This window comes from Streptococcus pseudopneumoniae IS7493 (genome assembly GCF_000221985.1).
Classification (GTDB): Bacteria; Bacillota; Bacilli; order Lactobacillales; family Streptococcaceae; genus Streptococcus; species Streptococcus pseudopneumoniae.
On the sequence record NC_015875.1, the window covers coordinates 539332 to 563839 of the forward strand.

Here is a 24508-nt window from a genome sequence, read left to right on the forward strand (position 1 = left end):
GCAGTCTAAGCCATCAAATACCTATAACCCTTAAAATAGCGATTTCGGTCGCTATTTATTTTTCGAAAAATCCTCTTGACTCTTTTGCGAATTAGATTTATCATCAGACGTGTAGAAGAAAATTAAGGAGTCACTATGGAAAAATTCAATTTCAAAAACAATATCGGGCAAGAAAACAAGTTACTTCAAATCGAAATCTACAAGTTTACTAACTTTTGCAAGCTTCAAAATTACACATCTGTAAATATTTTTTCGAAAGATATATTTGAAGCCATAGTAAATTGAGACTAGAATAGTACACTACATCTGCTAAAAATTTCTAGAAACTAATTTAACTTTCCTAATCGATTTGTTTACATCTTATTTCAATCTACTATATTATCTCAATAAATGATGATGGAGACTGTTTTGTTTGTGCTTGTCGATTTTTGAATCCTGATCGAGCGGAAGAATATTTCTACCGAGGTTGCCAAGGGGAAAATCCTGAAGATATTGAATTTTATGATGAACAATTACAGGCAGAAAAGGTGGAGGTTTTAAGTATTCGATTGGAAGTAAAAAATTGAATTATCTACAATCTCATCAACAATAAACCTATTTCAACCCCATTATCTATAGGCGTATTTTTACGCCTTTTTATATACTTGAAGCACATAAGAAACATTATGGGAAGTTTGCTGATGGAAGCACTCAAGAAATTGATGTTCCTTATGATATTCCTGATACTTGGGAGTGGGTGAGATTAAACGATATAACCTCCTACATTCAAAGAGGAAAGTCTCCAAAATATTCAAATATTCCTATATACCCTGTGATTGCTCAGAAATGTAATCAATGGTCTGGCTTTTCTATTGACTTGGCAAGATTTATTGATCCCGAAACAGTTCATAGTTACCAGAAAGAAAGATTACTAAGAGATGGTGATTTAATGTGGAATTCAACAGGCCTAGGTACGTTAGGACGATTAGCTATTTACCATGAAAATAAAAATCCTTATGGCTGGGCTGTTGCAGATAGCCATGTTACAGTTATAAGAGTCTTATCGGGGTTTATTAATTGCCATTTCATCTATAATTTTCTTTCCTCTCCTATTGTTCAGTCAGTTATTGAAGAAAAAGCGTCGGGTAGTACAAAACAAAAAGAATTATTAACGAAGACTATAAAAGAATATTTAATCCCTCTCCCTCCGCTAGCTGAACAACAACGCATAATAGAAGCAATCGAATCAGCTTTAGAAAAAGTAGATGAATATGCTGAAAGTTATAATAGACTAGAACAGCTAGATAAAGAATTTCCAGATAAACTAAAAAAATCTATTCTTCAATATGCTATGCAAGGAAAATTAGTTGAACAAGACCCAAATGATGAATCAGTCGAAGTTTTACTTGAAAAAATACGAGCAGAAAAACAAAAACTCTTTGAAGAAGGCAAGATTAAAAAGAAAGATTTGGACATTTCTATTGTTTCCCAAGGAGATGATAAACTTTTTTAAAACTAAATGACTATATAAGCAGTAAAATCATTTTATACTCTTCGAAAATCTCTTCAAACCAGGTCAGCGTCCATCTGCAACCTCAAAACAGTATTTTGATCTGACTTCGTCAGTTCTATCCACAACCTCAAAACACTGTTTTGAGCAACCTGCGGCTAGCTTCCTAGTTTGCTCTTTGATTTTCATTGAGTATTAGAACATACAAAGGAGGTCGTCATGGACAATATCATCGATGTGTCAATTCCCGTTGCAGAAGTGGTGGACAAGCATCCAGAAGTCTTGGAAATTCTAGTGGAGTTGGGTTTTAAACCCCTTGCCAATCCCTTAATGCGCAACACAGTTGGTCGTAAAGTATCGCTCAAACAAGGTTCTAAGCTTGAAGGAACTCCTATGGACAAGATTGTCCGCACGCTGGAAGCAAACGGTTACGAAGTGATTGGGTTAGACTAATGGCAGATGAACGAATTCATGTCCTGCGGGATATTTTGTTAGAATTGCATAATGGCTCCTCTCCTGAGTCGGTTCAGGAGCGCTTTGATGCGACCTTTACAGGTGTTTCAGCCATCGAGATTTCCCTTATGGAGCACGAGCTGATGAACTCAGACTCAGGTGTCACCTTTGAAGATGTCATGGAACTCTGTGATGTTCATGCCAATCTTTTTAAAAATGCTGTTAAGGATGTCGAAGTTGCAGATACCGAGCACCCAGGTCACCCAGTTCGGATTTTCAAAGAAGAAAATCTAGCCCTCCGTGCGGCCTTGATTCGTATTCGGAGATTGTTGGATACCTATGAGTCTATGGAAGATGAAGAAATGCTGGCGGAGATGCGCAAGGGCTTGGTGCGTCAGATGGGTCTTTTGGGGCAATTTGACATCCATTACCAACGTAAGGAAGAGCTCTTCTTCCCCATCATGGAGCGCTATGGACACGATTCACCTCCAAAAGTTATGTGGGGAGTGGATGATCAGATCAGGGAACTCTTTCAAACAGCTTTAGCGACAGCCAAGTCACTACCAGAAGTGTCAATTAGCAGCGTAAAAGAAGCTTTTGAAGCTTTTGCGACAGAGTTTGAAAGTATGATTTTCAAGGAAGAATCTATCCTTCTCATGATTCTCCTTGAGTCCTTTACTCAGGATGACTGGCTTCAGATTGCGGAGGAGAGCGATGCCTATGGCTATGCTATTATCCGTCCGTCTGAGAAATGGGTGCCAGAACGCCAGAGTTTTGTTGAGGAAAAGAGTGAAGAGGAGCCTGTACAGCTAGATACGGCAGAGGGTCAAGTTCAGCAGGTTATTGATACGCCAGAAGGACAGTTTACCATTACCTTTACCCCTAAGGAAAAGGAAGCAGTGCTGGACCGCCATAGTCAGCAGTCTTTTGGTAATGGCTATCTTTCAGTCGAGCAGGCTAATCTCATCCTCAATCACCTCCCCATGGAAATTACCTTTGTCAATAAAGACGATATTTTCCAGTATTACAATGACAATACGCCAGCTGATGAGATGATTTTCAAACGAACACCGTCCCAAGTTGGGCGCAATGTCGAACTCTGTCATCCACCTAAGTACTTGGACAAGGTCAAAACCATCATGAAGGGGCTTCGTGAGGGAACCAAGGACAAGTATGAAATGTGGATTAAGTCTGAGTCGCGAGGTAAGTTTGTCCACATCACCTACGCTGCAGTGCACGATGAAAACGGAGAATTCCAAGGTGTGTTGGAATACGTTCAGGATATCCAGCCCTACCGTGAGATTGACACGGACTATTTCCGTGGATTAGAATAAGGAGGAAAAAATGAGTTACGAACAAGAATTTATGAAGGAATTTGAAGCTTGGGTCAATACCCAAATCATGATCAACGACATGGCGCATAAGGAAAGTCAAAAGGTCTACGAAGAAGACCAAGACGAACGTGCCAAAGATGCCATGATTCGCTACGAAAGTCGTTTGGATGCTTATCAGTTCTTGCTTGGTAAGTTTGAAAATTTCAAAGCAGGAAAGGGATTCCATGATTTGCCAGAAGGCTTGTTTGGTGAGCGAAATTATTAAACGAGATAGGTTCTTGATTTTTCACTAAAATCTTGATAGAATATTTATATTAAATCCTTGTCAGAGCAGGGATTTTTTATTGAAAGGATTTTATCATGTCAAAGAAACTCAATCGTAAAAAACAATTACGAAATAGTCTCCGTCGTGCAGGTGCCTTTTCAAGTACTGTGACTAAAGTTGTAGATGAGACAAAAAAAGTCGTGAAGCGTGCAGAACAGTCAGCAAGCGCAGCTGGTAAGGCTGTTTCTAAAAAAGTTGAACAAGCAGTAGAAGCTACCAAAGAGCAAGCTCAAAAAGTAGTTAATTCTGTAGAAGATTTTGCAGCAAACTTGGGTGGACTTCCCCTTGATCGTGCCAAGACTTTCTATGATGAAGGAATCAAGTCTGCTTCAGATTTCAAAAACTGGACTGAAAAAGAACTCCTTGCCTTGAAAGGAATCGGCCCAGCTACCATCAAGAAATTGAAAGAAAATGGCATCAAGTTCAAGTAATTTTTCTTGAGTCTTGCATTTCCGAGAAAAACTTGCTACAATAGAGCCATTAGAGGTGTTTTGAATCCTACATTTTACAGAAAGTGGCGGCGCTGAGAAGTCCACAAATGTGTCAAAACTGGTTGCTAATGACTGAAAAAATGAAATATTTCTGTCTTTTTATTTTAAAGACTAAAGATGCGGGCTTGGCCCGAAATTGGGTGGTACCGCGGATAAACACATTCGTCCCTGTCATGTAGATGGCAGGGATTTTCTTTTGCGTCTTAGTCAAAGGAGCTTGTTATGAAGCAATCTTTTAAAACAAGTAAACTCTATTATGGTTTTCCTATCTTCATTTTGGGGTATCAGGATCAGAATTTTGGACACAATATTACGACCTGTAGCTCCTCTTATAGCTTGGGAGATTGGCTAGTCATTGGTGTTGGTGCTGAAGAAAATGCGACTGAGCAGATTAAGTATTATCAACAGTTCACCGTGAATATCCCTGATGAAAATCTCATGCTCGAGATGGAGCAGGCTGGTTTTATCAGTCATCGAGAGAAATTGAAACACCTGGGGCTAGACTACGAGATTTCTGAACGGACTCAGGCACCGATTTTAGAGGTTTGTCCAGTCGTGTTAGAATGTCAGGTAGATAGGATTGATGAGGAAGAGGGAATTTGTCATATTTTCGCTAAGATTGTTGAGCGATTTGTTGACCCAGAACTTTTGGATGAAAAGGGACATTTTAGAAATGACCGTTTTGCACCTACTTACTTTATGGGGATGGCCACCAGCGCGTTTATCGCTATTTAGATGACCGAGTAGACCCTATGGGGAGCTTCATTAAGAAAGCGAGGATGAAGGATGTCAAGAGCTGAATTACCAGAACGATTAGAAACCGAACGACTCGTCCTACGAGTTCGTACAGTGGCAGATGCTGAGGATATCCATACCTACGCTAGTTTGCCAGAGGTTGCCTATCCAGCTGGCTTTCTACCCGTCAAGACCTTGGAAGATGAGATTTATTATCTGGAGCACATTCTTCCGGAGCGTAATCAAAAGGAAAATCTCCCAGCAGGCTACGGGATTGTCGTCAAAGGAACGGATAAGATCGTTGGCTCTGTCGATTTCAACCATCGCCATGAAGATGATGTGCTGGAAATCGGCTATACCTTACACCCAGACTATTGGGGGCGAGGTTATGTGCCAGAAGCAGCGCTTGCCTTGATTGACTTAGCCTTTAAAGATTTGGGTCTTCACAAGATTGAACTAACTTGCTTTGGATATAACCTTCAAAGTAAACGAGTCGCGGAAAAGCTTGGCTTTACCCTCGAAGCTCGCATCAGGGACAGAAAGGATGTTCAAGGAAACCGCTGTGACAGTCTGATATATGGTTTGCTGAAGAGTGAGTGGGAGGTGATTTGATGCATCTTTTCATCATTGGGGCTCCGGTTTCTGGGAAAATGACGATTGGTCAAGAGTTATCTCGACTGACAGATGCTACCCTCTTTTATAACCATCAAGCCATCGATTTTGCACTAGAAATCTATCAGGACTTTACAGAGGAAATGTGGGAATTTGTTCGTGGAATTACCTTTTCTTTCCTTGGAGCAAGTGCAAGAAATCAGCGATCAGTAATTTTAACTGACGTAATTGATTTTTCAAATCAGTACCAGCTGATGTATTTAAAGCAAATTCAGGATTTATTGGATAACTTTCATCAAGAGATTCTGTTTGTTGAGTTGGAAACAAGTCTTGAAGAGCGTTTACGTCGAAATCGAACGGAGAATCGATTAAAGCACAAACCCTTAAAACGACATATTGAGGTATCTGAAAGAGAAATTTTGGAGACTACTGAAACACTTCAATTAAATTCCCAACATCAACTAAATGAGTTGCACCACTACCTTAAAATAAATAATACGAATTTGTCTGCAGAAGAAGCTGCTAAGCAAATTCAAAATAAAATGAATACAATAGAGAAAGGACACACACATATCTAAACAACTTCATGAAGACGTTCTCAAGACTCAAGAAGTTCAAAAGTCTCAATCTTTTTCGTTCGTGATTCCTACCACCAAATGTAACTGGAAAACTCTACCTTAATCGCGCTTGGAGTACACCCTTCAAAGTAAACGAATCACAAAGAAACTGGGATTTCCCATTTAAGCCTGTATCCGAGGTCGTAAGAATATCCAATACAGCAGAGGTAGAGTTTGATTTATTGAAGAATGAGTTAGAGGAGAAAATAGATGGCTAAAAAGAAAAATAGAAAAAAGAATTAAACCGCCAGCAAAAGTTGGATATCAAAGTCGTTTCTGAAGAAGAGGTTGTCTGGACAGAACTACTGGCTAAAAAACCAACTTTTGTAGAACGTCGGACCATTCAAAATTTCGATGAACTACATACAACAGTGATGCAATATGCTGATGAACATGGAGAGTATCCAGATGTTCAGCTAATCAATTACCAACTGAAAAATAGGATTTTTGATTAGAATCAGGATCATGCTTTATTTAGAGAAGCTATGCATACTCCAAATACACAGAAGCGAAATGAACTGTTAAAACAAGTTTTAAAGATCAATCCAGATTATTTTGCTGCTGATTTTCACCCATTCTTATCAGAGGTTGAAGATTTTGATTTACCAACCTTTAGATTAGATTTAGGAGGCAAAGATTGAAATTAATGTATTATTTTAATACTGACAATAGATTGAAGAATCTTTTTGCTCAAACTTGGAAAATACTTATGTATGCGCTAACGTATTTTCCAATAATATCTCTAATTGTATTCTGTCTTACCGATTTTAAATTAGTTATAATTTTACAATTTGCCTTGATACTAATATATGTGTTTAACTATAAAAATCGATTTAATAAGTTTAGAGTTTTTCTTACTAAAAGTACTAAATCTTTAGCTTTTATGAACGCATGGGATGGAATATTTTGCGGAATCTTGACTTACATTCTTTATAACCTAAATCTAGTTGAATCAACTTTAATCAACTTATCTCAATATTTTTTTATTAATTATGGCATAAGTAAAAATCACATAAATAACTGGATTATCATTGTAATACTTTTAATATTACCATTTGTATTATCTGTTATAAAAACTGTAGGATCAATCAAGATATTTCAAAAAGTTAATAAAATAGATATCGTAAAGGGAAAGACACTGTGGAATGTATATGCCACGATGCTTATTATTTCGTTTTTATGGTATTATATCTATATTTATTACTTTATTTCTAAAGCTATTGATTTTCATTCCGATTTAATAACTGACATTTTTATATTTAATTCATTTATTGCGCTTTATTTAATATTCTGGTGGAGAATTCATAATCTAATTAGACATGGTGCAAAAGATACCAAAGAAGTAATAGCATCATGGCTAACTGGAACAATCTGTATATTGTTGTTAGCAATATTTAATCAAGTTGAAAATGAATTAATAAATGCTTTAACCTGGTTTTTGCCAATATTAATTCCTAGTCTAATTGGAGAAATAAATTCTCAATTTGATACAAAAAAATATAAGAAAAAACCAATAAGAACTGAGAAAATGGATAGACACCTCTATCGAACTCAACTATATAGTTTTCTTACTCTATTAATGTTGAGTATTATTCCAAAGTTAACCGAAATTATTTGGGGTTTAAAGATTAAGATGAAATTGGTCGAATTTATAACTCCCGCAGCTGATTGGATGTCTGAATTATTTGCCTCAACTATAATTATTTTCGTTTGTTTCATATTATCATTAGTTATTGGGAAGGCTATAATTTGGTTATTACAGTATTTCTATTTAAACACCCATAATGGATATTACGTGTATCGTGACAACATGCACAGTGTATTAATAAATCGTAGATATAAAAGAAATATTCATAAAAGGAGAAAAAATAATGTCTAATCAACTTTCACCTAAATACACTCCATCCTATGTTTAGGCTGGTCGTTACAAAAATGCCTTGATACGGATGTTTTCAAGCCGGCAGGAGATCAAAAGGCTAAGCCTTATTCAATCGTGATTCCCACCACCAAATGTAACTGGAAAAAACTCTACCTTAGTCACGCTTGGGGGATAACTTTCAAAGTAAACGAATCACAAAGAAACTGAGATTTCCCATTCAAGCCTGTAGCTGAGTCCCAAAGGATATCTAAGCCAGTTGAGTCGGGTCTATTGAAGAATGAGTTAGAGGAGAAAATAGATGGCTAAAAAGAAAAATAGAAAAAAAGAATTAAAACGCCAGCAAAAGTTGGATATCAAAATTATTTCTGAAGAAGAGGCTGCTTGGACAGAAATAATGGCTAAAAAACCAACTTTTGTAGAACGTCGACAAATTCAAAATTTCGATGAACTACATACAGCAGTGATGCAATATGCTGATGAACATGGAGAGTATCCAGATGTCCAGCTAATCAATTACCAACTAAAAAATAGGACTTTTGATTGGAATCAGGATCACGCTTTATTTAGAGAAGCTATGCATACTCCAAATACACAAAAGCGAAATAAACTGTTAAAGCAAGTTTTAAAGATCAATCCAGATTATTTTGCGGCTGATTTTCACTTATTCTTATCAGAAGTTAAAGATTTTGATTTACCAACCTTTAAAAAAGTACTGGATTTTGAAGTTCTAGTTTTAGAAAAATGGAAAATGAACGGATACAATAGTTGGAATTATTTTGAAGCTCGCCCTATCCTGTCTGCTCTGATGTTTCTGATTGAATATTATATGACAGAAAAATTTTACTTTAAGGCTTTGGACTTGGTTAACTTATACTTAAGTAAGCGACCAGAACGTTTTCCTCCTAATTTTGTCTTCTGTATGCTTTCCTTGTATCATATTACTGGTCAGGAATTAAAGGTTGAACGTTTCTATTGTGAAGAATTAAATAAAGGAAAGCGGGATGATACCATCCTTATTCATGCCATCATCTCTGCTTTTTCTCAAGGAAAAATTGAGGAAGCCAGTCAGCTATTTGCAAAATTAGTGGAAATCAATGATGAAGCTGTTGAATTCTTCATAGAGAAAGACTGGCAATTCAATATTTTAGACATTGAAGAACAAGAATGCTATTGTCCAAATTCAGTTGAATCGCTACAAGCTAGTTTGTATCCTCTGCTTGACTATTTACAAGAAAATATTATCTTAACAGAATTTTTAACAAAAGAAGCCAAGAAATTCCGTCGTAAACCAGTATTTTCGAATCATTCCAGTGTGTTAAGAAATCTATCCCAGGTTACAGACTGGTACTCCTTTATGAGCGAGGAAAAAATGAAGGGAATCCGGATGGATCTTGTTCGCATCTTTGTTGAAAATGGGATTCGTACATCTTCAGATTTCAAAAAATGGACTGAAAAAGAAGTTCTCGCTTTGAAGGGAATTGGTCCTGTAACCGTTAAAAAGCTGAAAGAAAACGGCATAAAGTTTAAGAAAGAGAAGTAATTGTTTATGGAAGGGGGGAGGTGAAATTGTCTTGAATGAAATTTCTAATTTCATCCTGTATACTACACCAAATGGCGACGTTCAGCTAGATATCCTTTTACAAGATGAAAATCTTTGGTTGACTCAAAAAGGTCTTGCAGAGCTCTTTGGAGTTGAACGAAGTGTCATTACAAAGCACTTAAAAAACATTTATGATAGTGGTGAGTTGGATAAGGTGTCAACTTGTGCAAAATTTGCACAGGTTCAACAAGAGGGAAATAGAACTGTCCGACGTGAACTTGAATATTACAATCTGGATGCTATCATTTCAGTTGGCTATCGCGTAAATTCCAGCAAGGCTACTCAATTTAGAATTTGGGCAACCAAGACCTTGAAAGAATTTATCATCAAAGGTTTTGTTTTGAATGATGAACGCTTGAAACAAGGACAGACAGTTTTCGGACAAGATTATTTCCGTGAACTTTTAGAACGAATTCGCTCTATTCGTTCTAGCGAGCGCCGAATCTATCAACAAATTACGGATATCTTTGCCGAATGTGCCATAGATTATGATCGAAACTCGGATATTACTAAAAACTTCTATGCTATGGTGCAAAATAAATTTCATTATGCAATTACTGGAAGTACGGCTGCAGAAATTATCTATCAGCAAGCTGATGCTAGTAAAGAAAAAATGGGATTAACTACTTGGAAACATGCACCTGATGGACGAGTGCTCAAATCAGATGTAACGGTAGCCAAAAATTATTTGCAAGAAAAAGAAATTCGACAACTAGAGCGAACTGTTACAGCCTATTTTGATTATATCGAGGGTTTAGTTGAGCGCCGTAATACGTTTACAATGCGAGGATTGGCAGATAGTATTGATCGCTTTCTATCCTTTAATGAATATGAAATCTTAGAAGGAAAAGGAAGCATTTCCAAGAAACAAGCAGACTCAAAAGCCATCCAAGAGTATGAAAAATTTAACCGAACTCAAAAAATTATATCGGACTTTGATAAACATATTCTGAAGATAATGAGAGAAAGTTAATGTAAAATTTTTATACAGTTTCTTTTTTACTAATAGAAGATACTGAAAAAATCAGATGTGCTGAATCAAGGCATATCTTCTACATACTAATTTTATTTAAAGATATTAACTAGAAAGGACAAACACATGTCTAAAGAACTTTCACCTAAATACAATCCAGCCGAGGTTGAGGCTGGTCGTTACCAAAAATGGCTTGATGCCGATGTTTTCAAGCCTTCAGGAGACCAAAAGGCTAAGCCTTATTCAATCGTGATTCCACCACCAAATGTAACTGGGAAGCTTCACCTTGGTCACGCTTGGGATACGACTTTGCAAGATATCATCATCCGTCAAAAACGCATGCAAGGTTTTGATACCCTTTGGCTTCCAGGGATGGACCACGCGGGGATTGCCACTCAGGCTAAGGTTGAGGAGCGCTTGCGTGGCGAGGGTATTTCCCGCTATGACTTGGGTCGTGAGTCTTTCTTGACGAAAGTCTGGGAATGGAAAGACGAATATGCCACTACTATCAAGGAACAATGGGGTAAGATGGGGCTCTCTGTAGACTACTCTCGTGAGCGTTTCACTCTTGACGAAGGTTTGTCAAAAGCTGTTCGTAAGGTCTTTGTGGACCTTTACAAGAAAGGGTGGATCTATCGTGGTGAATTCATCATCAACTGGGACCCAGCTGCACGCACAGCCCTTTCTGATATTGAAGTTATCCACAAGGATGTCGAAGGTGCCTTCTACCACATGAACTACATGCTGGAAGACGGCTCACGCGCCCTTGAAGTGGCAACAACTCGTCCTGAGACCATGTTTGGGGACGTTGCGGTTGCGGTAAATCCAGAAGATCCACGCTACAAGGACTTGATTGGTCAAAACGTTATTCTGCCAATCGCTAATAAATTGATCCCAATCGTTGGTGATGAGCACGCAGATCCTGAGTTTGGTACTGGTGTCGTGAAAATTACACCTGCCCACGATCCAAACGACTTCTTGGTTGGTCAACGTCACAACTTGCCACAAGTCAATGTTATGAACGACGACGGTACTATGAATGACTTAGCCTTCGAATTTGCAGGCATGGACCGTTTTGAAGCTCGTAAGGCAGTCGTTGCTAAGTTGGAAGAAATCGGTGCCCTCGTTAAAATTGAAAAACGTGTCCACAGTGTTGGTCACTCAGAGCGTACTGGTGTTGTGGTTGAACCACGCTTGTCTACTCAATGGTTCGTCAAGATGGACCATTTGGCTAAGAACGCCATTGCCAACCAAGACACAGAGGACAAGGTCGAATTCTACCCACCTCGTTTCAACGATACCTTCCTCCAATGGATGGAAAATGTCCATGACTGGGTAATCTCTCGTCAGCTCTGGTGGGGTCACCAAATCCCTGCTTGGTACAATGCTGAGGGTGAAATGTACGTTGGCGAAGAAGCTCCAGAAGGTGACGGATGGACTCAGGACGAAGACGTCTTGGATACTTGGTTCAGTTCTGCCCTTTGGCCATTCTCAACCATGGGCTGGCCTGATGTTGACTCAGAAGACTTCAAACGTTACTTCCCAACTTCAACCTTGGTAACAGGTTACGACATCATCTTCTTCTGGGTGTCTCGTATGATCTTCCAATCCTTGGAATTTACTGGTCGTCAGCCATTCCAAAACGTGCTTATCCACGGTCTCATCCGTGACGAGCAAGGACGCAAGATGTCTAAATCTCTCGGTAACGGGATTGACCCGATGGATGTCATCGAGAAATATGGTGCCGATGCCCTTCGTTGGTTCCTTTCAAACGGTTCTGCGCCAGGCCAAGACGTGCGCTTCTCTTACGAGAAAATGGATGCTTCATGGAACTTCATTAACAAGATCTGGAACATCTCTCGCTACATCCTCATGAACAATGAAGGCTTGACCCTTGAGCAAGCAACTGCCAATGTGGAAAAAGTTGACAACAAGGAAGCTGGAAATGTCACAGATTGCTGGATTCTCCACAACCTCAATGAAACCATCGGAAAAGCAACTGCCAACTTTGACAAGTTTGAGTTTGGTGTGGCTGGACACATCCTCTACAACTTCATCTGGGATGAGTTTGCGGACTGGTATGTTGAGTTGACCAAGGAAGTCCTTTATAGTGACAACGAAGAAGAGAAAGTCATCACGCGTTCTGTTCTCCTTTATACTTTGGATAAGATTCTTCGTCTCCTTCACCCGATCATGCCATTCGTGACAGAGGAAATCTTTGGACAAATCTCAGAAGGCTCTATCGTGACAGCTGCATACCCAACTGTTAATCTAGCCTTTGAAGACCTTGCGGCTCACACTGGTGTGGAAAGTCTCAAAGACTTGATCCGTGCCGTTCGTAATGCGCGTGCGGAAGTAAACGTAGCACCAAGTAAGCCAATCACAATCCTTGTTAAGACTAGCGATAGTGACTTGGAAGCCTTCTTTAACAGCAATGTCAACTACATCAAACGTTTCACAAATCCAGAACACTTGGAAATTGCATCAAACATCCCTGCACCTGAACTCGCAATGTCAAGCGTCATCACAGGAGCAGAAATCTACTTGCCACTGGCAGACCTCCTCAATGTCGAAGAAGAACTGGCTCGTCTCGACAAGGAACTGGCTAAATGGCAAAAAGAACTAGATATGGTGGGCAAGAAACTCTCTAACGAACGCTTCGTCGCCAATGCTAAACCAGAAGTCGTCCAAAAAGAACGCGACAAACAAGCCGACTACCAAGCCAAATACGACGCGACAGTTGCACGTATTGATGATATGAAGAAGTTGGTGAAGTAGTGTGAAGTGAGATATACTTGGAAGATGATTTACACCTCACACCTGCTTTTTTATGTAGTTTGTGTTAAACTGATAGTACTGCCTCCATGGTGAAAGGAGAATATATATGAAACTAACAATAGAAAATATAGGTAATGTAAAGAATGCAGAAATTGAAATAAATGGAATTTCAGTTATTGCAGGTCAAAATGGCACTGGAAAAAGTACAATAAGTCGTTCTTTATTTTCAATATTTAGTGCCAATTATGATGTTATAAAAAAAATTTCTAACGATCGAACTAAAGCAATTAATGATTTTTTAGAAGACTATCTCTCTGATATCGAAATGAATCGTAAAAATAATTCTGAAATAGGGATTGCTAGAAGAATCGTTCCGAGTTTCCTTTATACAGAATTGACAAAAATCATTTCAAAAAATTTATTGATATTTCTTGATAAAAATTATAGTGAACATAATAACGAATCCCTTAAGAAGAGTATCATTGAATCAATTAATGAATTCAATAAACGAAATTCAAAATACTTTGTATTAAATATTAAGGATTTGGACCTAAATGTTTTATCTGAAAATATAAAAGAAATTCTATCTCAGTCAGACCAATCTATCTTTAACCAAATTTTAACTGCTCATTTAACTGATGAATTTCATAATCAAATAAATAATATATACGACCCATTGACAGGACTAATTTCTTTAAGAATAAAAGATGAACAAATAAATGTTGAAGTTAACAAAAATAGAGCTACTGCAGATAAATTGATAAATTTTAAAACAGATGTAGTATACATAGATGATGCTGCTGCAATAGTTGAAAATTTATTTTCAACTAAATTTTTAAATAAATTTTCAACTAAATTTTTAAATGAATTTTTAAATAAAATTGATTTAAAATTGGATCATAATGCTCATTTAATGGAGCAGCTTAGAGATGAAAGAAACAACACTTACACATTACGAGCTAAGATAACTGACAGATTAAATTTGGTGTTTAATGAAATAAATCATATATTGAAGACTGATATTGTTAATAGTTCAGAAGATGAGGAAGATGAAAAAAAACTTAATATAATCAATTATTCTTCAGGTATGAAAACGTTCTATTTAATTAAATCTCTTTTAGAAAATGGTGTGATTAGAGAAAATGGGACACTCATTTTAGATGAACCAGAAGTCCATTTACATCCAGAATGGCAATTGAAATTTGCTGAAATTATAGTATTACTTCAGAAAGAATTTGGATTACATATCTTAATCAATTCCCATAGTCCTTATTTAGTTGAAGCGATTGATATATTTAGCAAAAAAAATGATACAAATGATTCTGTTAAGTATTATCTTGCTAATAGTTCTATTGAAGATGTTACTGACTCGATTGATAAGATTTATGAGCAAATGTATGTTCCTTTAAATCGCCTTGAGGAGCTAGCGGAGGATTTTGATGGTGAGTAAAATAATTTTCTCTATATTACATGATTTTAATATTAGATTTTCTGAATGTCGTAGCGATATTAAAACCTGCTCATATGATTCTGATTCTAACTATAATTTGGTAAACTCTAAATATACTTGTTATAATTTTGATAAGATTTCAGAAATTATTTTTAAAAAACATAGCTTTGATAAATGGCAATCTGTAGATACAATTCTGCCTCTTCTTCCTGTAGATGCTGATAGTAAATTATATTTAATAGAGTTTAAGAATTCAAAAAATATTCCATATGCTAACGTTAGAGCTAAAATATTATCGAGTTTGTTCCTACTAGAAAATTTTTATGGATTGCAAAAAACTGATTATAAAAAAATAGTGACAGTTACTGTAGTTAAATCACAAAAAGGTAAAAGACATTTAAATGAAATTAGACAACATCAGGCAAAAATAAGTGGTAAGTCACCTTATAAAGTTGAAAATTTTAGGGCTTTAGAAGATTTTTATGGAATTGAATCTTTTAAATATCCCCCTGAAAAATTTATAGAATTTATAGAGAATAATAATTTAGTCAGTTAAAATTAAAATACTAAAATTTTATAGCTTTGATTAAAAACCAGCTCACTACACAACAACCCCTCTAAGTTCGAACCGCTCTGAGAAGTACAACATTGCAGTTTCTTCTCAGGTGTTGGGGGATTTGAACAAACCAACGAGTTCAGAGTGGTGTATCCTATGAGTTTGATAAGTATGCAAGCTAGAATTATTCATTTAATCAAACCATTCATCCAAAAGGCATTACAAATGAGTGCATGGGATGTTGAGTATAACTCTTTTATTACTTCTTCATAGAACTTATTATGAATGTTTTTTATAGTTCACCCCAATTTCACCATTTACCGATGACACAGAAAAACAATTGAAAGGATATTTCTATGCAACCAACTTACAACATTGACAACCCAAACTTGTCTTATGAAGCTAAGCGTGACTTATGGCGGATAGGTTTTGGTCTGCAGAAAGTTGACAATCTAGTGCCATCAGCGTATATGGAATCTTTGGCTGAGAAACAGTCCCGGGGTGAACTGACTTACGAGCAGGTTTATGAGGATGCAACGGCTTATCACCATACTATTGATGCAAGTACGGAAGAGGCAGACTTGGTTTCTCTACGTATTGTAGAACTATTGTCTCGAAGAGGCTTTAGCTTTAGTCCTGCGACCTTACTTGCTATTCATAAGGAGTTGTTTCAAGATATATTTGAACCCTCTATTCCGGTGGGGCAATTTCGTCAGACCAATATCACAAGGAATGAACCTGTTTTGAATGGTGAAAGTGTTGTGTACTCTGATTACTCCATGATTCAAATGACCTTGGATTATGATTTTAATCAGGAAAAACAAGTTGCATATGCGACACTAACTCAGGCGGATGTGGTTAAACAAATCCAGCATTTTATTTCAGGAATCTGGCAGATTCATCCATTTCGCGAAGGAAACACTCGGACAGTAACGGTCTTTTTGATTCAGTATCTTCGTGAGTTTGGTTTTGATATTGATAATACACCATTTCAGCAACATGCCAAGTATTTTCGTGATGCCTTGGTATTAGATAATGCAAAGATTTTACAGCGACGTCCTGAGTTTTTAACAGCTTTTTTTGAAAATCTCTTGTTCGGTGGTCAAAATGATTTGTCTTCAGAAAAAATGTATCTAGATTTAGACCTCGATTTTTCATAATCCTAATACTGAGTAAACATTGAATTTTAGGAAAAAATGAAGCAAATATTCTCACAAGAAAACGTATATCATCAAAGTTTTAGGTCACTTGATAATATGCGTTTTTTGAATTTTATAGACTGCTCGTTTAAACTCTATTTACCTCGTACATTCCGGAGCGAGACGGAATATTAGCCACATACAAAATGAGTACTATTAGGATTTTATTTTCGTGTACAATTTCAGCTATTCTTGTTATAATCAGCCTATAGGAATCAAGGAGGTGATTGTTATGGCTGTTTTTGTGTCTTTGGATGGAATTGTGGTAGAAGTACTTGATGTCTTTTCTTCTTTTAATGGGGATAGTGAGTTTTTCTTGTGTAAACGTCTTAAAGACAAGAGTCAGTTTGTTATGGAACGCTCTCGGTTCGAGGAGATGTTCCAACTTCAAAGTAGTCACTTGACGACGCAAGAAAAATTACAATTGTTTACCTCCGTGTTTGCTGGCCGTTTTGATGTTTATGCTAAGAGTTTTATCAATGATCAAGGGAAAATTCAGTATTTTCCATCCTATGATTATGGTTGGAAGCAGTTGTCACCTGAAAAACGGAGTTTCCAGACATTGACGGATTCCGTTTTGAAATCTCATTTTCGTGGGGAGACAGCTATCGGTATCTTTCCTATGCACTTAGATGATAGCTGTTATTTTTTGGTACTTGATTTGGATGAAGGAGATTGGAAAGAAGCTGGTTTAACCATTCGAAGAATAGCCAGGGAACGCCAGATGGAAGCCCATTTAGAGATTTCTCGTTCGGGTCACGGACTCCATATTTGGTTCTTCTTTGAGGAAGCGATTCCGAGTCGAGAGGCTCGCTTGTTTGGAAAGAAACTGTTAGAACTGGCAATGCAGGAAAGTATGCAACTGTCCTTTGATTCTTTTGATCGCATGTTTCCAAATCAGGATGTTCTTCCTAAAGGTGGATTTGGTAATTTGATTGCCCTTCCTTTTCAAGGAGAAGCTTATCATCAAGGGCGAACGGTCTTTGTGGATGAACAGTTTCAGCCTTATGAAGACCAATGGAGGTATCTACAAGAAATTCAGAGGGTTTCAACTGCTAAAGTGGCACTGTTAATCCAAGAGGAGTTAGGTAAGGAAGAATTGGATAAGGAGTTGAAGGTCGTCTTATCCAATATGATCCAACTTGAAAAATCGTCTGTGACACCCAAGACACTGTTTTTCTTGAAAAATATGGCTTCATTTTCTAATCCCGAATTTTATTTAAAGCAGGCTATGCGACAGCCAACCTATCAAATTCCTGAGCGAATGTATTTATTTGGAGAATCCGATCATTATTTATGGCTGCCAAGAGGTTTGCTGTATCCATTGCAAGATAAATTTAATACTCTTCGAAAATCTCTTCAAACCACGTCAGCTTCGCCTTGCCGTACTCAAGTACTGCCTACGGCTAGCTTCCTAGTTTGCTCTTTGATTTTCATTGAGTATGAGCAGGGATCTGTGGAAGATAGGAGAAAGGTACAAAGGTCTATTAGAGTGGAATTTAAGGGAGAACTCACTTTTGAGCAAGAGTTAGCCCTGTCAGATATGACTTCTAAAGAAAATGGTTTACTTCATGCGGAGACCGGTTTTGGAAAGACCGTTTTAGGTGCTGCTCTTATCTCTGAACGGAAAACAAAAACAATTATCCTAGTTCATAATAGGCAACTCTTAGACCAGTGGCTGGATCGCCTAAAGTGTTTTTTGACTTTCGAAGAGGAAGAAGCTACCCGTTATACGCCATCAGGTCGTGAAAGGGTAATAGGCTATGTCGGGCAGTACGGTGGGACTAAGAAATGGTTGAGTGGACTGGTTGATGTCGTTATGATCCAATCTCTATTTAAGTTGGAAAATAGTCAAAGTCTTTTGGATGAGTATGAGATGATGATTGTGGATGAGTGTCATCATGTCTCTGCCTTGATGTTTGAAAAAGTTGTTGCTCAGTTTAGAGGGAAGTATCTTTACGGTTTGACGGCTACGCCTGAGCGTAAGAATGGTCATGAGCCTATTGTTTTTCAGAGAATTGGTGAGATACTCCATACTGCTGATAAGAGGGAAACGGATTTTAAACGGCAATTGCAATTAAGATTCACTTCTTTTGGTCATTTGGAGATTGAAAAGACCAAAGCAAGTAATTTTATACAGCTTAGTGATTGGATTGCTACTGACTCAGTGAGGAATCAGTTGATTATCAAGGATATTCTAGACCAAGTGGCAGAAGGGCGGAATATCTTGGTTCTAGTCAATCGAATTCAACAGATAGATGTCTTTGAAAAGTTATTGAAAGAGAAAGAGGTTGATGACTGTTATATTATTAGCGGAAAAACCAAAGTCCGAGATAGAACAAGTTTAATGGAGACGTTAGAACAGTTAGATAAAGGGTTTGTTTTATTGTCTACTGGAAAATACATTGGCGAAGGTTTTGACTTGCCTCAGCTAGACACGCTTATATTGGCAGCACCCTTTTCTTGGAAAAATAATTTAATTCAGTATGCAGGTCGGATTCATAGAAACTACAAGGATAAGTCTTTGGTGCGGATTTTCGATTATGTGGATATTCATGTTCCTTATTTAGAAAAGATGTTTCAGAAACGACAAGTAGCTTATCGAAAGATGGATTATCGTGTCATCGAGGGTGAGGAGAAACAATTCGTTTATGTTGATAGTAGATATGAGAAGGTGTTGAGAGAGGACTTGGCAGGGGAAAGACAGGAATGTCTGCTTATTTTACCTTATGTGCACCAGACAAAACTGATGAATTTTCTAAAAGAATTTAGGATTAGTCAAATTGAGATATGTATACCAGAGACGGTTGCAAATAAAGCATGGCTAGACCAGTTGAAGAGCCAGAAAATTAAAGTATCTTTTACTCAATCAAAAATAGTCACGCCTATTCTTTTGGTAAACAAGACCATTGTTTGGTATGGCGCAATGCCATTATTAGGGAAGGTAGATGAAATGACCATATTACGTTTGGAATCAGCTAGTATAGCTTCTGAACTAGTGGCAGGTTTACGATAGAGAAAACTTTTAAAAATTTCTATGTATGATTTTCATTTCTTTAGTGAGGCTGTTGACATTTTCACATTCGAATCACACAAAATAAAAAAATTTCTACAAGTACTTGACAAATAGATTGAAATATCATAAAATAAAAACGGTTACAGAGTTATTAATTATTTAAGCTTCATGTCACCATTAAAAATTGAAATAAAAGGATGTTATCACTAATACAAGTGAGCAGGAACCTATTTAATCACATCAGAAGAAGTTTCTTGATGTTTTTAAGTAGGTTCCTTTTATTTTAAAAGGGAAATTTTATGATCATAAAACGAATACTAAACCACAATGCCGTAATTGCGCAAAGTAAAAAAGATATCGATATTCTTCTTTTTGGAAGGGGAATAGCTTTTGGAAGAAAAATTGGAGATAAAGTAAATCCAATTGATATTGAGAAAAGTTTTTTTCTCAAAAATAGAGATAATATGACCCGTTTTACAGAGATGTTTATTAACGTTCCTTTGGAGTTGGTGTACATTACCGAAAAAATAATTAACCTAGGTAAAATAACATTGGGTAATAATTTTGATGAAATTATCTATATTAATTTAACGGATCATATTTCTTCGAGCATAGAACGTTATAAAGAAGGGATTATTATTTCGAATCCCCTACGCTGGGAAATCTCGAAATATTATAAAGAAGAATTTGAGCTTGGGAAAAGGGCTTTACAAATAATAAAAAAAGAGTTAGGTATTGAACTTCCAATTGACGAAGCTGCATTCATAGCGCTACATTTTGTTAATGCTAATTTAGAAAATAATTTTCAAGAGTCGTATAAAATCACTGAAATAATTATGGGAATTGAGAAAATCATTCAAGATTTCTATTGTACTGAGTTTAACCAAGATTCTATTGATTATTATAGATTCATAACTCATATAAAATTATTTGCCCATCGCTTGGTTGAAAATACAACTTATTGTGACGATGATGATGAAGACTTGTTAGCATTAATGAAAAATAAATATCCTAGAGAATATGAATGTGGTGAACAGGTGGCAATGTTTATACAAACTGAGTACAATTATTTGCTGACTTCTAGTGAATTAGTTTATTTGATGGCTCATATTCGTCGTTTAACAAAAAATTTAGATTAATAGAATAGGAGAATACCATGAGTTATAAAGATACAGTACAAAAAATCCTCGATGTAATTGGAGGCGAAAAAAATGTCAATAGAGTTACCCATTGTGTAACACGTTTAAGATTAGAATTAAAAGATGAAAATTTAGTCAATGATGATGATGTGAAGAAGATACCAGGTGTAATAGGTATTATGAAAAAGAATGGGCAATATCAAATTATACTTGGTAATGATGTAGCCAATTATTATAAAGAATTCATTAAACTTGGCAATTTTGAAACAGATTCAGTTGATCAAGGGCACAAAGGGAATATTTTAGAAAGAATCATTGAATATATCGCTGGTTCCATGACTCCAATCATTCCAGCAATGTTAGGGGGAGGTATGCTGAAAGTCTTGGTAATTATTTTACCAATGCTTGGTATATTGCAATCAGATTCTCAGACTATTGCTTTTTTGACATTTTTTGGGGATGCTCCATATTATTTCTTACCGCTGTTATTAGCTTATTCTGCATCACAAAAATTAAAAGTAACATCTACATTAGCTATGTCTGTAGCAGGTGTACTTCTCCATCCAAATTTTGTTCAAATGGTGCAATCAGGGAATCCTCTTAGTTTATTTGGTGTACCTGTGACACCAGCTAGTTATGGTTCGTCAGTCGTTCCAATTCTTATTATGGTTTGGTTGATGAAATATATTGAAAAAATGATTGCTAAATTAACACCAGCTGTTACTAAGAGTTTTTTGCAACCTACGCTAGTATTATTAGTATCAAGCTGTATTGCCTTAGTTGTAGTCGGACCTATTGGAGTAATTGTTGGTGAAGGATTATCAAATCTAGTTGGGCAAATGTATGGTGTAGCTGGATGGCTTACATTAGCTATTCTTGGCGCTATTATGCCATTTATTGTTATGACTGGAATGCATTGGGCTTTTGCACCTATTTTTTTGGCGGCATCTATTGCTACTCCAGACGTATTAATTCTTCCAGCAATGTTAGGGTCAAACTTAGCTCAAGGGGCTGCTTCGATGGCTGTTGCATTAAAGAGTAAAAATAATAATACAAAACAAATTGCTTTTGCAGCAGGTTTCTCAGCCTTACTTGCAGGGATTACCGAACCTGCATTATATGGTGTGACTTTAAAATATAAAAAACCGCTTTATGCAGCTATGATTGGTGGTGGATTAGCGGGATTATTTGCAGGTCTTACTAGTGTTAAAGCATATCTATTTGCTGTCCCAGCTTTGATAGCGTTGCCTCAATTTATTTATTCTGATGTGCCATCAAATATTGTAAATGCTTTAATTGTGGCAGTCATTTCGGTTGTTATTACCTTTGTATTAGCTTATATATTTGGAATCGATGAAGAAGGGAGTTCTAGCAATTTAGAAGTTGAAGTTGGAGTTTCAAATAAAAAAATGATATTTTCTCCTATATCAGGAGAAATCATTCCGTTAAGCGATGTCCAGGATAAAACATTTTCAGATAAACTAATTGGAGACGGAGTAGCGATTATCCCAAGTGAGGGTAAGGTTTATGCACCATTTGATGGGAAAATTACAAATATTTTTCCGACTAAGCACGCAATTGGATTGAAGAGTGATGAGGGTGTTGAGTTACTAATTCATATTGGATTAGATACTGTTGAGCTAAAAGGTCAAGGTTTTATTAGTCATGTAGAAGAAGGAGACAGAGTTTTCAAAAATCAGTTGATTTTTGAAATGGACTTAAATTTAATCAAGAGTAAAGGCTACGAAACAGTTACACCAGTAATTGTAACGAATACCAACGATTTTCTAGATGTATTAGTATTACCTAATAATCAGACAATCGAGCATTCTAAGGAATTACTGGTAATATTATAATGGAGGAAAGTTATGACCATTTTTCCAGATGATTTTCTTTGGGGTGGAGCTGTTGCAGCTAATCAAGTAGAGGGAGCATATAATGAAGATGGTAAGGGATTATCAGTTCAGGATGTGTTACCCAAAGGTGGATTAGGAGAAGCAACAGAAAATCCTACAGAAGATAACTTAAAATTATTAGGTATTGATTTTTATCATAAATATAAGGAAGATATATCCTTGTTTTCTGAAATGGGCTTTAATGTTTTTCGCACTTCTATTGCATGGAGTAGAATTTTTCCAAAAGGAGATGAGGAAGAACCTAACGAAGCTGGTTTGAAATATTATGATGAATTGTTTGATGAACTACATGCTCACGAGATAGAACCACTTGTAACTCTTTCACACTATGAGACTCCATTATATTTAGCAAGAAAATATCATGGATGGATTGATAGGAGAATGATTCATTTTTATGAAAAATTTGCTCGAACAGTTTTAGAAAGGTATAAAGATAAAGTTAAATATTGGCTTACATTTAACGAAGTAAACTCTGTTTTGGAATTACCGTTTACTAGTGGAGGAATAGATATACCTAAGGAGAATCTTTCGAAACAAGAATTATATCAAGCTATACATCATGAGTTAGTCGCTTCGAGTTTGGTTACAAAAATTGCTCGAGAGATTCATTCAGAGTTTAAGGTGGGATGTATGGTATTAGCTATGCCAGCTTATCCAATGACTCCAAATCCAAAAGATGTATGGGCGACTCATGAGTATGAGAATCTAAATTATCTATTTTCAGATGTGCATGTTAGAGGTTATTATCCGAATTATGCAAAAAGATATTTTAAGGAACATGACATTAACATAGAGTTTGCAGCTGAAGATGCAGAGTTATTAAAAAATTATACCGTAGATTTTTTATCCTTTAGCTATTACATGAGTGTGACTCAATCTGCTCTTCCAACACAGTATAATTCAGGACAAGGGAATATTATTGGTGGTTTAGTAAATCCTTATTTAGAGTCTTCTGAGTGGGGATGGCAAATTGATCCAATTGGACTACGTATAATTTTAAATAGATATTATGACCGTTATCAAATCCCATTATTTATAGTAGAAAACGGATTAGGTGCTAAAGATCAACTAATAAAAGATAAATTTAATAACTTAACAGTCCAAGATGATTATAGAATTCAGTATATGAAAGAACATTTATTGCAAGTAGCTGAAGCTCTACAAGATGGTGTGGAAATTATGGGCTATACGTCTTGGGGATGTATTGACTGCGTTTCTATGTCCACTGCACAGCTTTCTAAGAGGTACGGTCTCATTTATGTTGATCGAAACGATGATGGAAGTGGTACATTCAATCGATATAAGAAAATGTCCTTTACTTGGTATAAAGGAGTGATTGAATCAAATGGAGAATCCTTATTCAAATAGTTTGTTTATTGATGATTAGATATTATCACGGTTAAGGCAGCATCTCATTAAATATGAAATAAAGAGGTTTGGAAGACATCAAATTCTAAACCTCTTTATTTTATAGGGGGATTAATTAATTTAATTTTGTTACAGAGAGCCGATTATAAATAGTTAACTTAGGATAGATTGGTTATATATAGTAGACTGAATCTAAAATAGTACGAAACAATTGCTAAAACGTTTATAGAAATTAATTTTACTTTCCCAATCGATTTGTTTTCATCTTATTTCAATCCGCTATAAAGTTAGATAAGAATAAGCTAACAAGCAGAAGTAAGATAGGTCTTGCAAGAATGGTAAAAATCTGATAAACTAAGTAGTAATTGAATAGGAATCTGAAAGACTAGTAGCCCAAGGGAAGTATATCAGGGAGGAGAGCCGTGACTGCAAGCTCTCTATATGAAAGCTGGGTGAATTCACTTGCGCATGGATTTAGAAATGAAGGTCTGACTTGTCAGATGAAAACGGATGGTACCGCGTGTCAACGCTCCGAGTGGAGTTTTTGGCATGTGGTTTTCTTTTTATCTACGAGAGAC

Annotated in this window: 23 protein-coding genes and 3 pseudogenes; 24 read left to right on the forward strand and 2 right to left on the reverse strand. The window is 36.4% G+C overall.

Annotation, left to right across the window (positions count from 1 at the left end):
- Positions 1-51 precede the first annotated feature (51 nt).
- Positions 52-171 carry a hypothetical protein gene (locus SPPN_RS11795; RefSeq protein ID WP_001808898.1) on the reverse strand — a complete coding sequence of 40 codons (120 nt, stop codon included), beginning with the start codon at positions 169-171 and terminating at the stop codon, positions 52-54.
- Here SPPN_RS11795 and SPPN_RS13765 point away from each other — a divergent pair.
- The 3 genes and pseudogenes from SPPN_RS13765 to SPPN_RS02915 form a co-directional block, all read left to right on the forward strand.
- Positions 136-285 carry a hypothetical protein gene (locus SPPN_RS13765; protein WP_000410533.1) on the forward strand — a complete coding sequence of 50 codons (150 nt, stop codon included), beginning with the start codon at positions 136-138 and terminating at the stop codon, positions 283-285. The two genes, SPPN_RS11795 and SPPN_RS13765, sit on opposite strands and share 36 nt — an antisense overlap.
- A 143-nt stretch (positions 286-428) precedes the next feature.
- A complete protein-coding gene (locus SPPN_RS13370) occupies positions 429-566 on the forward strand; it encodes a hypothetical protein (protein ID WP_001067594.1) in 138 nt (45 codons plus the stop codon).
- A 92-nt stretch (positions 567-658) separates the two neighbouring features.
- Positions 659-1489: pseudogene (locus SPPN_RS02915) on the forward strand (restriction endonuclease subunit S); the annotation flags it as partial.
- A 66-nt stretch (positions 1490-1555) separates the two neighbouring features.
- Here the strand turns inward: SPPN_RS02915 and SPPN_RS13120 are convergent.
- Positions 1556-1678 (reverse strand): hypothetical protein, encoded by a 123-nt coding sequence (locus SPPN_RS13120; RefSeq protein WP_007285182.1) that lies wholly within the window; start codon positions 1676-1678, stop codon positions 1556-1558.
- A 30-nt stretch (positions 1679-1708) separates the two neighbouring features.
- Between SPPN_RS13120 and SPPN_RS02920 the strand changes: the two genes are divergently transcribed.
- The 21 genes and pseudogenes from SPPN_RS02920 to SPPN_RS03010 all read left to right on the forward strand — a co-directional run bounded on the left by SPPN_RS02920 (position 1709) and on the right by SPPN_RS03010 (position 23930).
- Positions 1709-1942, forward strand: coding sequence for a DUF1858 domain-containing protein (locus tag SPPN_RS02920; protein WP_000368739.1), 234 nt, complete (start codon positions 1709-1711; stop codon positions 1940-1942).
- On the forward strand, positions 1942-3276 hold the full coding sequence (locus SPPN_RS02925) for a DUF438 domain-containing protein (RefSeq protein ID WP_000752907.1): 1335 nt from the start codon (positions 1942-1944) through the stop codon (positions 3274-3276). Before SPPN_RS02920 ends, SPPN_RS02925 begins: the two co-directional genes overlap by 1 nt.
- Positions 3277-3286: 10 nt before the next feature.
- Positions 3287-3541 carry a DUF1912 family protein gene (locus SPPN_RS02930; protein WP_000119707.1) on the forward strand — a complete coding sequence of 85 codons (255 nt, stop codon included), beginning with the start codon at positions 3287-3289 and terminating at the stop codon, positions 3539-3541.
- A 95-nt stretch (positions 3542-3636) separates the two neighbouring features.
- On the forward strand, positions 3637-4032 hold the full coding sequence (locus SPPN_RS02935) for a helix-hairpin-helix domain-containing protein (protein ID WP_000038630.1): 396 nt from the start codon (positions 3637-3639) through the stop codon (positions 4030-4032).
- A 282-nt stretch (positions 4033-4314) separates the two neighbouring features.
- A pseudogene (locus SPPN_RS02940) lies at positions 4315-4892 on the forward strand (flavin reductase family protein).
- Positions 4879-5439 carry a GNAT family N-acetyltransferase gene (locus tag SPPN_RS02945; protein WP_000085194.1) on the forward strand — a complete coding sequence of 187 codons (561 nt, stop codon included), beginning with the start codon at positions 4879-4881 and terminating at the stop codon, positions 5437-5439. Before SPPN_RS02940 ends, SPPN_RS02945 begins: the two are co-directional and overlap by 14 nt.
- Complete coding sequence (locus SPPN_RS02950; protein WP_000550041.1) at positions 5439-6017, forward strand: AAA family ATPase; 579 nt, start codon at positions 5439-5441, stop codon at positions 6015-6017. Before SPPN_RS02945 ends, SPPN_RS02950 begins: the two co-directional genes overlap by 1 nt.
- Positions 6018-6313: 296 nt before the next feature.
- Positions 6314-6511, forward strand: a complete 198-nt coding sequence (locus SPPN_RS02955) for a hypothetical protein (protein ID WP_007284866.1) — start codon at positions 6314-6316, stop codon at positions 6509-6511.
- Positions 6512-6541: 30 nt separating this feature from the next.
- The gene (locus SPPN_RS13375) at positions 6542-6697 is read left to right on the forward strand and encodes a hypothetical protein (protein WP_004237269.1); all 156 of its coding nucleotides are present in this window, start codon (positions 6542-6544) and stop codon (positions 6695-6697) included.
- A 5-nt stretch (positions 6698-6702) separates the two neighbouring features.
- Positions 6703-7935 (forward strand): hypothetical protein, encoded by a 1233-nt coding sequence (locus SPPN_RS02960; protein ID WP_033606863.1) that lies wholly within the window; start codon positions 6703-6705, stop codon positions 7933-7935.
- Positions 7928-8118 (forward strand): annotated as a pseudogene (locus tag SPPN_RS14395) (class I tRNA ligase family protein); the annotation flags it as partial. The gene SPPN_RS02960 and the pseudogene SPPN_RS14395, both read left to right, overlap by 8 nt.
- Before the next feature lie 115 nt (positions 8119-8233).
- Positions 8234-9475, forward strand: coding sequence for a helix-hairpin-helix domain-containing protein (locus SPPN_RS02965; RefSeq protein WP_001085116.1), 1242 nt, complete (start codon positions 8234-8236; stop codon positions 9473-9475).
- A gap of 31 nt (positions 9476-9506) precedes the next feature.
- Entirely contained in the window at positions 9507-10508 is a 1002-nt protein-coding gene (locus tag SPPN_RS02970; protein WP_001002884.1) for a virulence RhuM family protein, read from the forward strand.
- A 126-nt stretch (positions 10509-10634) separates the two neighbouring features.
- The gene (locus tag SPPN_RS02975) at positions 10635-13286 is read left to right on the forward strand and encodes a valine--tRNA ligase (protein WP_000032162.1); all 2652 of its coding nucleotides are present in this window, start codon (positions 10635-10637) and stop codon (positions 13284-13286) included.
- A gap of 106 nt (positions 13287-13392) precedes the next feature.
- The gene (locus SPPN_RS02980) at positions 13393-14736 is read left to right on the forward strand and encodes an AAA family ATPase (protein ID WP_000778677.1); all 1344 of its coding nucleotides are present in this window, start codon (positions 13393-13395) and stop codon (positions 14734-14736) included.
- On the forward strand, positions 14726-15292 hold the full coding sequence (locus SPPN_RS02985) for a hypothetical protein (RefSeq protein WP_000253751.1): 567 nt from the start codon (positions 14726-14728) through the stop codon (positions 15290-15292). Before SPPN_RS02980 ends, SPPN_RS02985 begins: the two co-directional genes overlap by 11 nt.
- A 356-nt stretch (positions 15293-15648) precedes the next feature.
- A complete protein-coding gene (locus SPPN_RS02990; RefSeq protein ID WP_001183271.1) occupies positions 15649-16452 on the forward strand; it encodes a Fic/DOC family protein in 804 nt (267 codons plus the stop codon).
- A 271-nt stretch (positions 16453-16723) separates the two neighbouring features.
- Complete coding sequence (locus SPPN_RS13770; RefSeq protein WP_000268100.1) at positions 16724-19507, forward strand: TOTE conflict system archaeo-eukaryotic primase domain-containing protein; 2784 nt, start codon at positions 16724-16726, stop codon at positions 19505-19507.
- Positions 19508-19806: 299 nt separating this feature from the next.
- Positions 19807-20646: a BglG family transcription antiterminator LicT gene (gene licT / locus SPPN_RS03000; RefSeq protein ID WP_000584530.1), complete on the forward strand. Its 840-nt coding sequence runs from the start codon at positions 19807-19809 to the stop codon at positions 20644-20646.
- Positions 20647-20663: 17 nt separating this feature from the next.
- Positions 20664-22502 carry a beta-glucoside-specific PTS transporter subunit IIABC gene (locus tag SPPN_RS03005; protein ID WP_000120574.1) on the forward strand — a complete coding sequence of 613 codons (1839 nt, stop codon included), beginning with the start codon at positions 20664-20666 and terminating at the stop codon, positions 22500-22502.
- A gap of 12 nt (positions 22503-22514) precedes the next feature.
- The gene (locus SPPN_RS03010; protein WP_000151848.1) at positions 22515-23930 is read left to right on the forward strand and encodes a glycoside hydrolase family 1 protein; all 1416 of its coding nucleotides are present in this window, start codon (positions 22515-22517) and stop codon (positions 23928-23930) included.
- Positions 23931-24508: the final 578 nt, after the last annotated feature.

What these genes read in the sequence shown, in the direction of transcription:
- SPPN_RS13765 (WP_000410533.1), top strand. Translation starts at nt 136, where the DNA reads ATGGAAAAATTCAATTTCAAAAACAATATCGGGCAAGAAAACAAGTTA.
- SPPN_RS13120 (WP_007285182.1), bottom strand. Translation starts at nt 1,678, where the DNA reads ATGAAAATCAAAGAGCAAACTAGGAAGCTAGCCGCAGGTTGCTCAAAA.
- SPPN_RS02920 (WP_000368739.1), top strand. Translation starts at nt 1,709, where the DNA reads ATGGACAATATCATCGATGTGTCAATTCCCGTTGCAGAAGTGGTGGAC.
- SPPN_RS02925 (WP_000752907.1), top strand. Translation starts at nt 1,942, where the DNA reads ATGGCAGATGAACGAATTCATGTCCTGCGGGATATTTTGTTAGAATTG.
- SPPN_RS02930 (WP_000119707.1), top strand. Translation starts at nt 3,287, where the DNA reads ATGAGTTACGAACAAGAATTTATGAAGGAATTTGAAGCTTGGGTCAAT.
- SPPN_RS02935 (WP_000038630.1), top strand. Translation starts at nt 3,637, where the DNA reads ATGTCAAAGAAACTCAATCGTAAAAAACAATTACGAAATAGTCTCCGT.
- SPPN_RS02945 (WP_000085194.1), top strand. Translation starts at nt 4,879, where the DNA reads ATGTCAAGAGCTGAATTACCAGAACGATTAGAAACCGAACGACTCGTC.
- SPPN_RS02950 (WP_000550041.1), top strand. Translation starts at nt 5,439, where the DNA reads ATGCATCTTTTCATCATTGGGGCTCCGGTTTCTGGGAAAATGACGATT.
- SPPN_RS13375 (WP_004237269.1), top strand. Translation starts at nt 6,542, where the DNA reads ATGCATACTCCAAATACACAGAAGCGAAATGAACTGTTAAAACAAGTT.
- SPPN_RS02960 (WP_033606863.1), top strand. Translation starts at nt 6,703, where the DNA reads ATGTATTATTTTAATACTGACAATAGATTGAAGAATCTTTTTGCTCAA.
- SPPN_RS02965 (WP_001085116.1), top strand. Translation starts at nt 8,234, where the DNA reads ATGGCTAAAAAGAAAAATAGAAAAAAAGAATTAAAACGCCAGCAAAAG.
- SPPN_RS02975 (WP_000032162.1), top strand. Translation starts at nt 10,635, where the DNA reads ATGTCTAAAGAACTTTCACCTAAATACAATCCAGCCGAGGTTGAGGCT.
- SPPN_RS02980 (WP_000778677.1), top strand. Translation starts at nt 13,393, where the DNA reads ATGAAACTAACAATAGAAAATATAGGTAATGTAAAGAATGCAGAAATT.
- SPPN_RS02985 (WP_000253751.1), top strand. Translation starts at nt 14,726, where the DNA reads ATGGTGAGTAAAATAATTTTCTCTATATTACATGATTTTAATATTAGA.
- SPPN_RS02990 (WP_001183271.1), top strand. Translation starts at nt 15,649, where the DNA reads ATGCAACCAACTTACAACATTGACAACCCAAACTTGTCTTATGAAGCT.
- SPPN_RS13770 (WP_000268100.1), top strand. Translation starts at nt 16,724, where the DNA reads ATGGCTGTTTTTGTGTCTTTGGATGGAATTGTGGTAGAAGTACTTGAT.
- licT (WP_000584530.1), top strand. Translation starts at nt 19,807, where the DNA reads ATGATCATAAAACGAATACTAAACCACAATGCCGTAATTGCGCAAAGT.
- SPPN_RS03005 (WP_000120574.1), top strand. Translation starts at nt 20,664, where the DNA reads ATGAGTTATAAAGATACAGTACAAAAAATCCTCGATGTAATTGGAGGC.
- SPPN_RS03010 (WP_000151848.1), top strand. Translation starts at nt 22,515, where the DNA reads ATGACCATTTTTCCAGATGATTTTCTTTGGGGTGGAGCTGTTGCAGCT.